Here is a 17,305-nt window from a genome sequence, read left to right as displayed (position 1 = left end):
TGAGAGGGAGGGTGTACTTTGAAGACATTGGGAAAAATCAGCAATTTTGCTGGTAATACATTTGCAATATGGGTTATTTTATTTGCTATTTTAGCTTTCTTTTTACCCGGAGGATTTACCTGGATTGCGCCACATATAGCGCTACTCCTCGGAGTTATTATGTTTGGTATGGGGCTTACGCTCTCCTTGAGTGATTTTAAAGCGGTTTTTCAGGCGCCAAAAAGTGTACTGATTACCGTATTAGCGCAGTTTATCGTTATGCCGTTGCTTGCTTTTGGACTTGCAACCGTTTTTCAACTTCCTGCAGAGATTGCAGTAGGGGTTATTTTAGTGGGATGCTGTCCTGGTGGTACTGCGTCTAATGTTATGACCTTTTTAGCAAAAGGAAATACAGCTTTATCTGTTTCAGTAACAACTGTATCGACGTTGCTAGCGCCGATTTTAACACCAGCATTAACCTTGCTACTAGCAAGTAAGTGGTTACCTGTTTCAGCTGGAAGCATGTTCTTATCAATCGTACAAATTGTTTTGCTTCCGATTGTTCTTGGGATTGTAGTTCGCTTATTATTCCGGAAACAAGTGGAAAAAAGTGTTGCGGCATTACCGCTTGTTTCTGTAGTTGGGATTGTAGCAGTGGCTGCCGCAGTAGTTGCAGTTAATACGGAAAATATCGTTAAAGAGGGCCTAATCATTTTCGCTGTTGTTGTTTTACATAATGTGTTGGGACTTGCTCTTGGTTTCTTAGTGGCAAAGGCATTTAAGTTAGACTTCCACGATCAAAAGGCCGTTTCGATCGAGGTTGGCATGCAAAATTCTGGACTTGGGGCAACATTAGCGCTTGCCTATTTTTCACCAATTGCTGCCGTTCCTAGTGCTATATTTAGTGTATGGCATAATATTTCTGGACCAATTTTGGCGACATGGTGGGGGAAGAATAGTGAGCATACAGAACCGATAGATAAAGATGAAAAAACAGCATAACCATCGTCTTTTTCAACTGAAAAGTCAAGAAATTAAAATTCTTACTTGATTTATCGGATTAATTGGAATAAAATATATATTAAATTAAATATTCTTATCAAGAGAAGCTGAGGGATCTGGCCCTGTGAAGCTTCAGCAACCTCTGACAACTGTCAGAAAGGTGCTAATTCCTTGGGAGATAAGAGCGGATATTCTACACGGTTCAAAGCAAGCCCTCTTTTTTCTATAAAGAAAAGGGGGCTTTTTTAATTAGACAAAGGTGAAATTTATAATAAGAAAGGATGATTGTTATGAGTGAAATCGTTATTATCTCTGGAAGTCCATCTGAATTTTCCAGGTCAGATCAAGTACTGAAATATTTAGGAACTCTACTTAAACGGGAACACTTTTCCGTGACTCATATTTCTGTAAAGGATGTGCCATATGAAGATTTGTTTCTCGGTAAATATGACAGCCCGGCTATTAAAGAAATCGCGACATTAATACAAGATGCTAAAGGTGTTATTGTTGGATCACCAGTATATAAAGGTGCTTATTCAGGAGTACTAAAAACTTTACTCGATGTTTTGCCGCAAGATGTCTTGCAGCATACGCCGGTACTCCCACTAATGACGGGGGGAAGTATGTCCCATCTACTAGCACTTGAGTATACATTGAAACCTGTGTTAGCAACATTAAAGGGACACAACTTAAAAGGACTTTATCTACTGGATAGTCAAATTGATAAACAGAAGGAAACCCCAATTATTGATGACGGTGTATTAGAACGCACGAAAAAGCAACTCTATTATTTTACCGACCTAGTAAACAGTCAAAGTGTAGTAGTTCCGTCAGTCTGATAGCTAAACGATAATCAAGGAGGAGTCATCCATTTGCTCGCCGAATGACGACGCTCGACCATTTAACAAACGGACGGGTGGGGTGGAATATTGTTACTTCCTATCTAAAGAGCGCGTCAGTCAATATAGGACTTACTGATCAATTGAAACATGATGAGCGCTATGATTTAGCTGCCGAATATTTGGATGTTTGTTATAAGCTTTGGGAAGAAAGCTGGGAAGACGATGCTGTTAGGTTAGATAAAGAAAATGGTATTTATACTGATCCAGATAAAGTTAATGATATCCACCACGAAGGAAAATATTTTAAAGTTCCTGGTGCCCATCTGAGCGAACCATCAAGCCAACGGACACCCGTTATTTATCAGGCAGGGGCATCTGCTAAAGAGCGTGCCTTCGCAGCGGAAAATGCGGAATGTGTGTTCATTGGGTCACCAACAATAACAGTTGCTAAGGAAACAGTTAGAAGACTGCGGGCTGATATCGAAAAAACGGGAAGATCGCCAGAAGAGGTAAAGGTTCTGCCGATGTTTACACCAATAGTCGGAAAAACCGAGGAAGAAGCCAATGCAAAATTTGAGGATTATAAAAAGCATATAAGCCATGAAGGAGCACTCGCCTTATTCGGAGGTTGGACCGGTATTGATTTATCTGAATATGACTCTGATCAGGTTATAAGTTATATTGAGAATGACTCGATACGATCAGCGCTTGAAGGTTTCACAAAAATAGATCCTGATATAGAATGGACAGTTGAAAAAATTAAAAACTTTGTAGGAATTGGTGGTATGAGTGCCTATGCCGTCGGATCACCTGAACAAATTGCTGATACGCTGGAAGAGTGGGTAAGGGAGACGGGAATTGATGGTTTCAATATTGCTTATGCTATTACCCCTGGAACAATTAAGGACTTTATTGAGCTTATTGTGCCAATTTTACAAGACCGAGGCTTGGTTCGAAAAGAATATGAGGGAAGTTCACTCAGAGATAATCTGTTTGGACAAGGAGATCAGTTGCCGGATCACCACCCAGGTAAACAGACAAGTGATTTGGTTGTGGGATAACGTTTATTAAAAGGGATGGCTTTACTTAAGCGCAGAGGCCCTTTAAAGGACCTTTGCATTTTTTTGTTGACCAGAACCTTTTCAATATAAAATGGCGCGGGTATGGTATTTCCAAAATAAAATAACCTACTGAAACCCTTGCAACCTCGAGAAAAACTTTTTAACAAACGCATAAAATATCGCTTCAGACGGTGCTAGATTTTTTTCTTTCTGCTTAATCACTCCAACAGTTCTTCTTACCTCGGGAATCTTTATAGGAATTTTAACAGTCATCCTTGGTGTTGACTCGTGAAATGTACTCTCTGGTAAAAGCGTTACACCGATACCGGCGGAAACAAGACCTTTAATAGCATCTAAATCTTCTCCCTCTGAAGAGATCTTTGGGGCAAAGCCGACTTGTTTGCACGCATCCACAATTATTTTTTCAAGAATATATCCCTTAGGAAAGCTAACAAATTCATCGTTCTTCAAGTCGGTAAGATAAAGATTTTCCCTTTTTGCCAAGGGATGATTTAGCGGAAGTAAAGCTAAAATATTTTCGGTGAATAATATATGACTTTCAATTTCAGGGTCATCCTTAGGAACAGGACCTAAAAAAGCCACATCGATTTCGTCTTTCTTTACGGAATCGATCAAGAATTTATAAGAACCTTGGCGTAAATGAAATGCAACATTTGGATATTCATCCTTAAAGGCAGAGATGACACTTGGCAGTAGATGATTAGATAAACTGGTCGGAAAACCAATTTTAATTGTCCCGCGTTCTGGGTCCAAATATTCGTCAATTTGTTTTTTTGCATTATCTATCGCTTTCATTGCAATTTTTGTATGTGTGTAAAATGTTTTCCCAATTTGTGTTAATTTGATATTCCTGCCTTCACGTTGAAATAAAGAAACTTCGAGCTCTCCTTCTAAATTAGTGATTTGCCTGCTTACTGCTGATTGAGCAACATGTAAATTTATAGCTGCCTCTGACACGTGTTCGCGCTCTGCAACTTCCATAAAATAGCGTAATTGACGTAGCTCCATTCCATATCTCCACCCATTCATATCAAAAATAGATTGTTTTAATCTAAATTATATATTGTTTAGATTAATTTGAAAACCTATAATTGATAAAAGACACCTTATATGGAATAAGAACGGGGGTATTAATGATGGGTTATAATAAAATGCCAAAAGCTCAAGGCCTTTACCGCCCTGAATTTGAACATGATGCATGTGGAATCGGCTTGTATGCACATATGAACGGGGTTCCGACCCATGATATCGTTAAAAAAGGACTACACATGCTTTGTCAGCTAGACCATCGCGGGGGGCATGGAAGCGACCCAGAGACAGGAGACGGGGCAGGATTAATGGTTCAAATTCCAGATCACTTTTTTAGGAAAGTTTGTCCGGAAATGAACTTGCCTGAAAAAGGGCGCTACGGTGTTGGGATGATATTCTTCTCGAATGACGATAACGGTCGTGAAGAGATAGAAGCTCAAATTAATACATTTATAAACCAAGAGGGGCAATCGGTCCTTGGATGGAGAACTGTACCTACAAATATCAGAAAAATCGGAAATAAAGCAAAAGAAAGCTGTCCTTTAATCCGCCAAGTATTTATTGGAGCAAATTCTTCTATTAAAGATATCGAATTTGAACGGAAGTTATATATCATTCGTAAGCAATCTGAAAAAGTAGCTATGAATCGTGAAGAACGTTTTTACTTTACCAGCCTTTCGAGTCAAACGATTGTATATAAAGGGTTATTAACACCACAACAATTAGATGCTTTCTATATAGATTTACAAGACGTGGATTTTGTATCAGCTTTTTCTATGGTACATTCCCGCTTCAGTACAAATACATTTCCAAGCTGGGAGCGGGCTCATCCGAATCGTTATTTAATGCATAACGGAGAAATCAATACGTTAAGAGGTAACGTCAATTGGATGAGAGCACGGGAAGAACAGTTTGTATCGGATGCTTTCGGTGATGATTTGAAAAAGGTACTTCCGATTTTAGATGCGGATGGAAGCGACTCATCCATATTAGATAATGCGTTAGAATTTCTTGTTTTGGCCGGAAGAAAACCAGCTCATGCTGCCATGATGTTGATCCCTGAGCCATGGGTTAATAATCCACATATGTCGAAAGAAAAGAAAGCTTTCTACGAGTATCATAGTTCACTAATGGAGCCTTGGGATGGTCCGACGACTATTTCCTTTACGAACGGTAAACAAATCGGGGCAATTTTGGACAGAAATGGCTTACGACCTGCAAGATATTATGTGACAAAAGATGATTATCTGATCTTTTCTTCAGAGGTGGGTGTCATCGATGTTGAAGAGGACAATGTCTTGTATAAAGACCGTTTGAGTCCTGGAAAAATGCTTTTACTTGATTTAGATGAAGGTCGGATCATTTCGGATGACGAAATTAAAACGGAAATGTCTGAAGCTGAGCCTTATCGCAAATGGTTAGATGAGCAACTTGTTAAACTTACGAATAAAGTGGAGACGCTTGACGAAATGCCATTTGAGAATTTAGTGACAAGACAAAAAGCATTTGGTTATACGTATGAAGACATTCAAAAATATTTGATTCCTTTAGTGACGGAGGAAAAGGATCCAATTGGTGCAATGGGTAATGATGTGCCACTAGCGGTATTATCTGATCACCCACAATCATTATTTTCTTATTTTAAGCAATTATTTGCCCAGGTTACGAACCCTCCAATCGATGCGTATCGTGAACAACTCGTTACATCTACCACGAGTCTGTTAGGACCTGAAGGGGACATTCTGCACCCAAGTGAACTGAATTGTCGTAGACTCCAAGTAGACACACCCATACTGTCTAATCGACAGCTTCGATTGTTAAAAGCTGATAGCTATCAAGGTTTTACTAGTAAGACGATAGACACGTTATTTTACGAAGACCTGGAAAGTACGCTTGAACAGATTTGTAAAGATGTGGATAAGGCAATCGAAGAAGGTATTAGTATTCTTGTTCTGACGGATCGGAATATGAACGAGAGGGCAGTTGCGATTCCATCACTTCTTGCTGTAAGTGCATTACACCAGCACCTTGTCACGCGTGGTACCCGTACGAAAGTGAGTGTCATCGCTGAAACTGGTGAAGCGAGAGAGGTTCATCATTTCGCAGCCTTGATCGGTTATGGAGCAAATGCGATAAATCCATATCTTGCATACGCAACGTTGAGTCAAACAATCAATGAAAACAATTTAAGTCTTAGCTATCAAGATGCAGCAAGTAGCTACATTCGGGGAATTACCGAGGGCGTTGTAAAAGTAATGTCCAAAATGGGGATTTCCACCATTCAAAGTTACCGTGGTGCACAAATTTTTGAGGCGGTTGGCATCAGTAAAAAGGTCATCGATCGTTATTTTACAGGGACTGCTTCCCAACTCGGTGGAATTGAACTAGATACGATTGCTGATGAAGCGATAAATCGTCATAAAAACGCTTATGCAAATAATATTGATAGTACCTTGGATTCTGGAAGTGATTTTCAGTGGAGAAAAACGGGCGAACATCACGCGTTTAATCCGAAAACCATTCACACCCTGCAATGGGCTTGCCGAAGAGGGGATTATAATCTTTTTAAGCAGTACTCAACAGCGGCAAATGAGGAGAGAATTAATTTTTTACGGAATTTGTTTACGTTTAAGAAAACGAATCCTGTACCTATAGAAGAGGTTGAATCTGCTGACACAATCGTGAAACGGTTTAAAACAGGGGCTATGTCGTTTGGTTCATTAAGTCAGGAAGCCCATGAATCATTAGCTATCGCGATGAACAGAATCGGTGGTAAAAGTAACAGTGGTGAAGGTGGAGAGGATCCGAAGCGGTTTACTGTTGATGAGAATGGTGACTCACCTAGAAGTGCCATCAAACAAATCGCATCTGGACGTTTTGGTGTAAAAAGCCATTATCTAGTGAATGCTGACGAACTGCAAATTAAAATGGCTCAAGGAGCAAAACCAGGGGAAGGTGGACAGTTGCCAGGGAAAAAAGTGTATCCATGGGTAGCCAATGTACGTGGATCTACACCTGGTGTTGGTCTGATATCGCCTCCTCCACACCATGACATTTATTCTATTGAGGATATGGCACAATTAATCCACGACTTGAAAAATGCCAACCGTGATGCTCGTATCAGTGTAAAGCTTGTGGCAAAAGCAGGAATTGGGACAATTGCCTCTGGTGTTGCAAAAGGTAAGGCTGATGTAATTTCTGTTAGTGGATATGACGGTGGTACAGGTGCCTCACCAAAAACAAGCATTAAGCATACAGGACTCCCTTGGGAGCTTGGACTCGCTGAAACGCATCAAAGCTTGATGTTAAATGGCCTCCGAGATCGCGTTGTATTAGAGACGGATGGAAAGCTGATGACTGGAAAAGATGTGGTTTTGGCCGCATTACTTGGCGCAGAAGAATATGGTTTTGCAACAGCACCACTTGTTGTTCTTGGCTGTGTCATGATGAGAGTATGTCATGTAGATACGTGCCCAGTAGGCATTGCAACGCAAAACCCAGAACTAAGGAAGAAATTCATGGGTGATCCTGATCATGTCGTTAATTTTATGTACTATATCGCTCAGGAAGTTAGAGAAATCATGGCAGAGTTAGGTTTTACAACCATGGAAGAGATGATAGGACGGACGGATGTTTTAGCTGTAAGTGATCGAGCAAAAGCTCATTGGAAAGCGAAGCATTTAGACTTGTCTACATTACTTTACCAAGTTGATGGACCAAGAACTTGTCAAACAAACCAGAATCATCATCTTGATGAGTCACTTGATTTATGTGAAATTCTACCTGCAGTAATGCCTGCTATCGAGCGGAAGGAGCAAGTAGACCTCTCGTATTCTATCCGAAATACAAATCGTGTGGTAGGAACGATAGTAGGTAGTGAGATATCTAAACGCTATGGTGAAGAGGGCTTACCAGAAGACACGATCACGTTACGATTTACAGGGTCTGCAGGGCAAAGCTTTGGTGCCTATACTCCAAGCGGCATGTCATTATTTTTGACTGGTGACGCGAATGACTATGTAGGAAAAGGATTGTCTGGTGGAAAAGTAGTTGTTTCTTCTCCAACAAAAGCAAAGCCTTATGAGTCGAGTAACGTCATTGCCGGAAACGTGTCATTTTATGGTGCTACTAGTGGAGAAGCTTATATAAATGGGTATGCAGGTGAACGGTTTGCTGTGCGAAATAGTGGTGCAAATGTTGTCGTAGAAGGAATTGGAGACCATGGATGCGAATATATGACTGGTGGGCGTGTCGTCATTTTAGGTGAAGTTGGTAAAAACTTTGCAGCCGGAATGTCAGGTGGTATCGCCTACGTTCTTACTGAAGATTTGTCCGCATTTAAACAGTTGTGTAACAAAGAAATGGTAGAATTTGAACCTATCACAGACCGTAATGAGGCGGAGCAAGTAAAACAAATGGTCCAAGATCATTATCATTACACGGAAAGTCAAAAAGGGGCTTACGTACTAAATAACTGGGATGAGATGATGAAAAAGTTCGTGAAGGTTACACCGAAAGATTATAAATTAATGCTAGAAAAAATTCAAAGCTACAAGAATGACGGTTTAACAGACGAAGAAGCTGCAATGAGTGCTTTTCAATCAAAAGATCAAAAAGGCACGATCGATACACAACCAGAAAAACCCCAAGTAGTAACTTTATAAAGTGAAACTTCATTCAGTGTGGTTTTCTTTTTCCACACTGAATGTTAGTAACTGCGATAGGGAAGAAAGGAGAGCTTAAGTATGGGAAAAACGACAGGATTTATGGATTATCAACGTGAAGAGTCTAAAGAACGTAATCCCCGCGTACGAATTAATGATTGGAAAGAATACGATGCTCCTTTCTCTGATGATGTATTAAGCAGACAAGGAGCGCGGTGTATGGACTGCGGAACTCCTTTTTGCCAAATGGGGGATGAAATTAACGGGGCAACAACTGGATGTCCGATCTATAATTTAATTCCGGAGTGGAATGACTTAGCATATCGGGGACAATGGAAAGAAGCATTGAAGCGATTATTAAAAACGAATAATTTTCCAGAATTCACTGGAAGAGTATGTCCAGCCCCCTGTGAAGGGTCTTGTACAGTCGCTATTTCTGATCCTGCAGTTGCAATTAAAAGTATTGAACGAGCGATTATCGATAAAGGTTTCGAAAATGGTTGGATGACACCGCGAATCCCGCAAAAAAGAACAGGTCAATCGGTTGCTATTATAGGATCTGGGCCAGCGGGATTAGCCAGTGCCGATCAATTAAACCAAGCTGGGCATACGGTAACAGTGTATGAGCGTGCAGATCGTGCGGGTGGCTTATTGATGTATGGCATTCCCAATATGAAACTAGAAAAAGATGTTGTCGAACGAAGAATTAGATTACTAGAGCAAGAAGGCATTGATTTTGTGCTAAACACTGAAATAGGAAAAGATCTATCATCTGAAGAATTAAAAAACCAGCATGATGCAGTTATCTTTTGTACTGGGGCTCAAAAACAACGTGACTTGGTTATTGAAGGAAGGGGAGCAAAGGGAATTCATTTTGCAATGGATTATCTAACAGCTTCAACAAAAAAAATAGTAGGTACTGATTTAAAAAAGAACGAATTCATTGATGCCAAAGGAAAAGACGTCATCGTAATTGGCGGTGGGGATACAGGTGCCGATTGTATCGCAACAGCACTTCGTCACGACTGCAATAGCGTTGTTCAATTTGGTAAACATCCACAACTTCCACTAGCTAGAACCAAAGGCAATATGTGGCCTGAATACCCGAATGTATTTACGGTTGACTATGCACATAAGGAAGCAACAGCCAAATTTGGCGAGGATCCACGTAACTATTCGATCCAAACGAAGCGGTTTATTTCAGATGATAATGGGGATCTAAAAGAACTTCATACCGTCGAAATGGAAAAAGTCAGAGATGAAGACGGAAAGTTTGTTTTCTATGAAATCCCAGGTACTGAAAAAGTTTGGCCAGCACAACTTGTGTTCATCGCAATTGGATTTGAAGGATCTGAACCAGAGTTACTTCAACAAGCCGGAGTAAAAACAACTAACGGTACTGTTGAGGCGAAATACGGTGAATTCGCTACAAACATTGAAAAAGTTTTTGCGGCTGGAGATGCTAGACGAGGTCAAAGTTTAATCGTGTGGGCGATAAACGAAGGTCGTGAAGTCGCTTACAAAGTTGATCATTATTTAACGGGAAGTACAGTGCTACCCTCGTATTTAGAAGTATAGAAAATAGGGAAGACCCTCTCTTTAATATTTATCAAGACCTAAATAATAAAAACCCTTCAAAAGGGAGCACATATTATAATATGTGCTCCCTTTTGTTAAATATATTTATGTAAGCCGCTTTAAATTGTTCTCATATCTATTAAAATCTAATATAAATTTCTTAAATGTTAAATTCGATTTCTCCAAATCCTGAACATTTTCCTTGAACATTAATATTAAAAACTTAGAATTATTATTAAAATTACTAGCAATCAAACGCCTTAAATTATTTCGTACCTGTATATTTCAAGGAATACGTTTAAAAAAATATATTACATAACTGGAAATCCTTAAGTTGTATGCTGGAAAAATATTGTATATTAACAACAAACAGCAACAAAAATTAAACAAAAGCTAAGAATGAATACTCAATGGGAGGCTGAAATAGTGAAGTGTGTGATGAGTGTTCTCCTTATCCTATCGATTATTTCATTAGGAGGGTGTCAAATGGAAGAGGAAGGAAAGAACTCAGAATCTGGAGCTAAGGAAAGCGAAAAAATACCTGATGTGAGGGCATTTAATGATGAGTTTACAAGGTCATTTTTGCAGTCAGCAAATGAAACAAGACCTGGCTATTATCCTTTTTTGTCAGGATTGGAAGCGTACAAAATGAACTTTCCAGAAGGTGGGGTTATTGGGGATAAATTATATTCAAAAGAAGAGAATGGTTCCGAGAAATTTTTAGTGGGTGTAGATGATAAGCATAATATTGAGTCTTCTATTAATATTACTTATCTTGCAGCCGGTGACAGTAGATCCTTAGAAATAGAATTACACAAAGAACGCCTGAGTTCTAGAAGGGGAATGGACCTCAAATTCAACAAAATATCTTCAGATAATAAGACGATATATATTGCCCCTTATACACTTGAAGATAATATTTATGGTTATGCAGCGTTTGTCCAAAATGAAGTTGAAAGCGGTGCAATTGAAATAATGTATACATCAGAATGCATGAGTCCAAACTGTTCCGATTTAGAGAGTGATCAAAGAGAAAAAATACGTAAGTGGATCAAATCAATTACATTTATTCAAAAATCATCTGAAAGTGAATGATGACTTTCTAGAAGAAAAAGTAATAACTTCATGGCAAATGAGGCTAAGACTTATTGATATTGAATATAAAGACTTAGAAGAAGCTGAAATGATTGAACAATTAAAAGGATATATGTGGAGGAGTACGGAAAAAAGTTATCCGCAAATATTGATGTTTTCATTCACATGAATCTATTAATCTGAAAAAATGTTATGGAATCTTTAAAAGCAGGTTAGGTATTTTCACTAGAGCTGCATTAAATTAGAATTAAAAGCTCAATAGAAGTGCAGGTGCAATTTGGTTAATATAGTCCAAAAGCCTTCTATGACAACAAATACTTAAAAAAACATATACAAGTAATACATCTTAAAGTATATATTACATAATTGGAATTATTATGCAACGTGCTGGAAAAGTATTGTGTACTATTAAGATCTACAAAATTAAACAAAAGCTAAGAATGAATACTCAATAGGAGGCTGGAATTGTGAAGTATGTGATGAGTGTTCTCCTTATCCTATCGATTATTGTAATAGGAGGGTGTCAAATGGAAAAAGAAAAGAACTCAGAGTCAGGAGCTAAGAATAACAAAAAAACACCTGATGTTAGGGCATTTAATGATGAGTTTACCCGGTCTTTTTTGCAGTCTGCAAACGAAACAAGACCTGGCTATTATCCGTTTTTGTCTGGATTAGATGCGTATAAAATGGACTTTCCAGAAGGTGGAGTTATTGGAGATAAAGGGTATACAAAAAAAGAGAATGTTATCGAGAGATATTTAGTAGGTGTAGACGACAAGCATAATATTGAATCCTCAATTAATATTACTTATTATGCATCGCATATTAGTAAAAGTGCAAAAGTAGTTCTAGATGACCTAAGCTATAATGTGGGGATAGACCTTAGTTATAAAAAACTATCATCAGATAACCAATCGTTATATATCGCTCCTTTTACTGCCGAGGACAATATTTATGGATATGCAGCCTATATTCAAAATGAGGTCGAACCTGGTGGAATTGAAGTAATATATACATCGGAGTGCACGCAACCAAACTGTGCCGATTTAGAAGATGAACAGAAAGAAAAAATACGTAAGATGATCAAATCAATTACGTTTATTCAAAAATCGCATGAAAGTGAATGATGTTTCTATGAAAGAAAAAGTAATAAATCCACGGCAAATGAGCAAGAAACAGCACCAATAAAATTAAACAAAAGTAAGAATGAATACTCAATGGGAGGCTGGAATTGTGAAGTATATGATGAGTGTTCTCCTTATCCTATCGATTATTTCATTAGGAGGGTGTCAAATGGAAGAAGAAAAGAGCTCAGAGTCAGGAGCTAAGAACAGCGAAAAAAACACCTGATGTAAGAGCATTTAATGATGAGTTTACCCGGTCATTTTTACAGTCCACAAAGGAAACCAGACCTGGCTATTATCCTTTTTTGTCAGGAATGGAAACTTATAAAATGGACTTTCCAGAAGGTGGGGTTATTGGGGATAAAGGATATTCAAAAAGAGAGAATGTTATCGAGAGATATTTAGTGGGTGTGGATGATAAACGTAACATTGAGTCCTCTATTAATATTACCTATATCGCATCCCGTATCAGTAAGTCGGCAAAATCAAATTTAGACGGCCTAAGCCATAGAGTGGGAATTAACCTTAACTATAAAGAAATTTCATCAGATAATAAAACGATATATATTGCCCCTTTTACGCGTGAGGATAATATTTATGGTTATGCGGCATTAGTTCAAAATGAAGTTGCACCCGGCGGAATAGAAATTATATATACATCGGAATGTACGAAACCAAATTGTTCCGATTTAGAAGATGAGCAAAGAGAAAAAATACGTAAGATGATCAAATCAATCACGTTTACTCAAAAATCACTCGAAAGTGAATGATGTTTCTATGGAAGAAAAAGTAATAACTTCATGGCCAATGAGGCTAAGACTTATTGATATTGAATATAAGGACTTAGATGAAGATGAAATGATTGAACAAATTAAAAGGATTTATATGGAGGAGTATGGAAAAGAGTTATCCGCAAATATTTTTCATTCACATGAATCTATTAATCTGAAAAAATGTTATCGAATCTTTAAAAGCAGGTTAGGTATTTTCACTAGAGCTGCATTAAATTAGAATTAAAAGGTCAATGGAAGTGCATGTGTAATTTGTGTTAATTAAGTCAAAAGTATCCCTACCCTAAAAAACCGTGTTCAAGGAATACATTTTAAAGAATATATTACATAATTAGAATTATTATGCAACGTGATGGAAAAGTAATTTATACTAACTATTAAGATCTATTGAAACAAAAGTTAAGAATGAATACTCAATGGGAGGCTGGAATTGTGAAGTATGTGATGAGTGTTCTCCTTATCCTATCGATTATTTCATTAGGAGGGTGTCAAATGGAAGAGGAAGGAAAAACCTCAGAATCTGGAGCTAAGAACAGCGAGGAAATACCTGATGTGAGGGCATTTAATGATGAGTTTACACGGTCATTTTTGAAAACGAAAGAAGAGACTCGACCTGGTTATTATCTTTTTGTTTCGGGCACAGATGCTTATAAGATGGACTTTCCTCGATGTGGGGTGATTGGTGAAAGGGGTTATGCTAAAAAGGATGATAGCTATGAAGGTTATTTAATTGGAGTAGCTGAAAAAGGTTTTGAATCATCTATTAAAATTAATTATTATTCCTCAAATAAAGAAGGAAATGAGAATATTGATTTAGAAATGTTAAATAGTCAATTTAATAATCTTACTTTTGAGAAGATTTCATTGCAAGACAGAAATCTATTTTTAGCTTCATTTGAGGAATCGGATGGAATCTATGGTTATGTTGGATATATACAAAACGAAATTAAAAATGGAGGAATTCAAATAATTTATGAAACAGAGTGTATGATTCCTAACAAATGTACGGAAACAAAAAATGAACAAAGAGAAAAGATTATTAAGTGGTTTAAATCAATAAAATTTATACAAAAAGAAAGTAATTGATTTTATGGAAGAACAAATAATAACTTCATGGGAAATGAGATTAAGACTTATTGATATTGAATATAAGGACTTGGAAGAAGATGAAATGATTGAACGAATTAGAAGGATTTATATAGAAGAGTATGGAAAAGAATTATCCGTAAATGTTGATGTTTTTAATTCATTTGGATCTAGTGTCTTTAAATATGATGAATCTAGTTATGATGGCACTTCAATTCATTTTTATACCTAGAGCTGTATTAAATTAGAATTAAAGGGTCAATGGAAGTGCAGGTGCAATTTGAGTTAATTAAGCCAAAAGCATCCTTACCTTAAAAACAAAGAATTTATTACATAATTGGAATTATTATGCTACGTGTTGGAAAATTATTGTATACTAACTAGTAAGATCTACAAAATTGAAACGAAAGTTAAGTAAGAATACTCAATGGGAGGCTGAAATAGTGAAGTATATGATGAGTGTTCTCCTTATCCTATCGATTATTGTAATAGGAGGATGTCAAATGAAAGATAATGGAAATAATTCAGAACCTAATGATAAGCACATGGAAGAGGACGACAATAATTTAGAACCTAGCGTTGAGGACAGTGAAGAATTACCTGATGTTCGGGCATTTAATGATGAGTTTACACGGTCATTTTTGCAAACGACAGAAGAGACTCGATCCGGGTATTATCCTTTTGTTTCGGGAACAGCTACTTATAAGATGGACTTTCCACAGGGTGGGGTGATTGGTGAGAAAGGATATTTAAAAAAAGAGGAAGACTATGAGAGCTTTTTGGTAGGCGTTGATGATGATAAAGGTATTGAGTCATCCATTAAAGTTAATTACTATTCCAATGATAAAAGCGGAGAAGAAGTTGTAAGTCTAAACCAATTAAGAGGAAGATTGGAAACTAATTTAAAGTTTAAAAAGACTAAATTTGAAAACCGTAGCATATACTTGGCTCCATTTAGTTATGAAGACTCAACATACGGTTTTGCAGCTTTTATTCAAAATGAAAGAAAAAATGGGGGTATACAAATAGTATATACTTCTGAATGCACCAGCGAGATGTGTGTTAGTTTAAAAGATAATCAAATGAAAAAAATACGAAGTTGGATAAAATCTATTGAATTTATCCAAAAAGAGGTTGAAAGTGAATGATATACCAATGAATGAGAATGAGAAAATAATAACTTCCATCGAAATGCGGTTAAGGCTCATTGATATTGAATATAACAATTTAGAAGAAAGTGAAATGATTAAACAAATTAAAAGAATTTATACAGAAGAATATGGTGAGAAGATACCTGCAAATATAGATATTTTTCAATCGTCCGAATCTAGTGAACTAAAAAATGATGAATCTGGTTATGATGGTACGGCAATTCATTTTAGTTCCAAGAAAAATAATATTAATGAAGTATATGTGATTTCACAAGGTTCTCAAGGCAAAGAGGATTGGGTTTATAATGTGAAAGCTATGTTTGCGGGAAAAGAATATAGACAGGCTAGTGCTGTAGATAAGTTTGTTTCTAATTCGATTGATCAATTTCAAAGTAACTCTAATAAAACATTGGACTTCAGTAAGATACCTGTTATTGGACTATCTCATTCGTTAGCTCATAATAATAATACTACAGCACATTTAGCTTATGGGACATTTGATAAAATATATAGCGTAAACGGAGCGCAAACAAATTACTATCAACTTTATTTGGCGGATGATGTTTTTGCTCAATCTGTAAGAAAACAATTTTCAATTTCTAGACTTGATGAGGATGCCATTTACGACCTAGACCCCAACAAACTAAGGGAATTCGCTGAGAATTATTATAAAGACGAAGCAAAAAATATTCATCAATTAATCTCAAAAGATGATCCATTATATGCGGTAAGTGGTACACGGGGCTTCTTCACACTTGGAGACACTAAGTTTGTCGATACGGATCCCAATCATGAGGGGCTTCGTCCGTTGATCGATAAAGTACCAGATCACGTGATAAAAGACTTTCAAGAAATAGCTATACAATACACCGTTTCTTCAAGGAAAGGTGGAATAGATGCTGTATTAAAGGATATACTGGGGATAAACATGTCGGTCATAAGAGAAATAGATGGTATTGGTAGTTTCTTAGATTTATATTTTACGGAACAGGAAAAAATTAATGCTATGTTAGTAGAGGTAAATAAAAAATTACCAGGACTTATGGAAAAAATTAAAACAATAACGGGTAATTCAGATGTGTTATTTGGGGAGCTGCTAAAAGCTGGCTATGTTACATCTGAGCAAAAAGATGAGCTTGTGTCGACGTTCCAAAACATTGAAAAAGAATTAGTAGATACGGAAAAATCGATTGAAACGCTTCTAATATGGAGAAATAGTAATTCCTATTTGTCAGCACAAATAGGAGCAGACTTTGGTGCGTATTTAAGAGTGAAGGACAATATTGAGTCGTTAATGGCAAGTTTTGAAACGTTACAAAAGAAGGAATACCAAAATATTTTACATGGAATTATTTCTAACCATGGTATTGCAGAGGTGCTGGCAGAACTTTCTGGAGACGGGAAATCATACATTGGTAATGATATGGTTTTATCTACTGGTAGTGGTGATAAAATGATCCAGGTCAATATTTCTGCTACGCTTCGGATGTATACAATGGGTAAGGTGATTTTATCAGAAAAAGAAGATGTAATAACAAAATTGGAATCAACGATTGAGGGAATCATCTACCATGCTTATGAAGAGGAAAAGAGGCAAGTAATAAATAAAATCAACGATATGGAAAGTAACCCCATTGCCTACACGAATTTATTACGGAAACATGTCTATTATTCAAGGAATAGTAAGACCGTTCGCGGTATTAATGTTCATGAGACGCTTCATCCACTACATGAACGTGCAAAGTTAGATACAGAGGTTAAAAGTTTACATATGAGTATTGTTGCTGGTCATGAACATTTGGAAATATATCGAAAAAGCATAGAGGAATTATTTGATGAGGAAAAACGTGTTGCGTTATTATTTGATTTAATGGGAGGTTAA

The 17,305-nt window shown here is 37.1% G+C and carries 14 protein-coding genes and 1 riboswitch; of the genes, 13 read left to right on the top strand and 1 reads right to left on the bottom strand.

All coding sequences use genetic code 11. The features are described 5' to 3' along the window. The first annotated feature begins 18 nt into the window (after positions 1-18). The 3 genes from CFK40_RS14275 (at position 19) to CFK40_RS14265 (ending at position 2,884) form a co-directional block, all read left to right on the top strand. Entirely contained in the window at positions 19-981 is a 963-nt protein-coding gene (locus CFK40_RS14275) for a bile acid:sodium symporter family protein (protein WP_089532967.1), read from the top strand. A 91-nt stretch (positions 982-1,072) separates the two neighbouring features. Further along, positions 1,073-1,166: riboswitch (SAM riboswitch) on the top strand. A gap of 105 nt (positions 1,167-1,271) precedes the next feature. Continuing rightward, positions 1,272-1,820: an NADPH-dependent FMN reductase gene (gene ssuE / locus CFK40_RS14270; protein ID WP_089532965.1), complete on the top strand. Its 549-nt coding sequence runs from the start codon at positions 1,272-1,274 to the stop codon at positions 1,818-1,820. A 44-nt stretch (positions 1,821-1,864) separates the two neighbouring features. Further along, positions 1,865-2,884 carry an NtaA/DmoA family FMN-dependent monooxygenase gene (locus CFK40_RS14265; protein ID WP_089532964.1) on the top strand — a complete coding sequence of 340 codons (1,020 nt, stop codon included), beginning with the start codon at positions 1,865-1,867 and terminating at the stop codon, positions 2,882-2,884. Between the two features lie 126 nt (positions 2,885-3,010). Here the strand turns inward: CFK40_RS14265 and CFK40_RS14260 are convergent, their stop codons facing one another. Next, positions 3,011-3,913: a glutamate biosynthesis transcriptional regulator GltC gene (locus CFK40_RS14260; protein ID WP_089532962.1), complete on the bottom strand. Its 903-nt coding sequence runs from the start codon at positions 3,911-3,913 to the stop codon at positions 3,011-3,013. A gap of 128 nt (positions 3,914-4,041) precedes the next feature. On the opposite strand from CFK40_RS14260, the gene gltB reads away from it, so the two are divergent. From gltB to CFK40_RS14210, 10 genes are all read left to right on the top strand, one after another. Beyond that, complete coding sequence (gene gltB, locus CFK40_RS14255; RefSeq protein WP_089532960.1) at positions 4,042-8,598, top strand: glutamate synthase large subunit; 4,557 nt, start codon at positions 4,042-4,044, stop codon at positions 8,596-8,598. A gap of 81 nt (positions 8,599-8,679) precedes the next feature. Next, a complete protein-coding gene (gene gltD / locus CFK40_RS14250) occupies positions 8,680-10,176 on the top strand; it encodes a glutamate synthase small subunit (RefSeq protein ID WP_089532958.1) in 1,497 nt (498 codons plus the stop codon). Between the two features lie 486 nt (positions 10,177-10,662). Beyond that, positions 10,663-11,271 carry a hypothetical protein gene (locus CFK40_RS14245; protein ID WP_089532956.1) on the top strand — a complete coding sequence of 203 codons (609 nt, stop codon included), beginning with the start codon at positions 10,663-10,665 and terminating at the stop codon, positions 11,269-11,271. 527 nt (positions 11,272-11,798) lie between these two features. Then, complete coding sequence (locus CFK40_RS14240; protein WP_089532955.1) at positions 11,799-12,398, top strand: hypothetical protein; 600 nt, start codon at positions 11,799-11,801, stop codon at positions 12,396-12,398. Between the two features lie 326 nt (positions 12,399-12,724). Then, entirely contained in the window at positions 12,725-13,165 is a 441-nt protein-coding gene (locus CFK40_RS14235; RefSeq protein ID WP_089532953.1) for a hypothetical protein, read from the top strand. Next, positions 13,158-13,406: a DUF6792 domain-containing protein gene (locus tag CFK40_RS14230; protein ID WP_161493880.1), complete on the top strand. Its 249-nt coding sequence runs from the start codon at positions 13,158-13,160 to the stop codon at positions 13,404-13,406. The genes CFK40_RS14235 and CFK40_RS14230 overlap by 8 nt, the downstream gene beginning before the upstream one ends. 272 nt (positions 13,407-13,678) lie before the next feature. Continuing rightward, complete coding sequence (locus CFK40_RS14225) at positions 13,679-14,272, top strand: hypothetical protein (protein WP_089532949.1); 594 nt, start codon at positions 13,679-13,681, stop codon at positions 14,270-14,272. 34 nt (positions 14,273-14,306) lie between these two features. Next, entirely contained in the window at positions 14,307-14,504 is a 198-nt protein-coding gene (locus CFK40_RS14220; RefSeq protein ID WP_152640135.1) for a DUF6792 domain-containing protein, read from the top strand. Between the two features lie 271 nt (positions 14,505-14,775). Continuing rightward, positions 14,776-15,420, top strand: coding sequence for a hypothetical protein (locus CFK40_RS14215; protein ID WP_089532946.1), 645 nt, complete (start codon positions 14,776-14,778; stop codon positions 15,418-15,420). Further along, a complete protein-coding gene (locus tag CFK40_RS14210; protein ID WP_227001782.1) occupies positions 15,413-17,305 on the top strand; it encodes a DUF6792 domain-containing protein in 1,893 nt (630 codons plus the stop codon). The genes CFK40_RS14215 and CFK40_RS14210 overlap by 8 nt, the downstream gene beginning before the upstream one ends.

It is taken from the genome of Virgibacillus necropolis, from assembly GCF_002224365.1.
Classification (GTDB): domain Bacteria; phylum Bacillota; class Bacilli; order Bacillales; family Amphibacillaceae; genus Virgibacillus_F; species Virgibacillus_F necropolis.
Note: the sequence above shows the minus strand (reverse complement) of the source record. Positions and strands in the feature narration are given on the sequence as shown.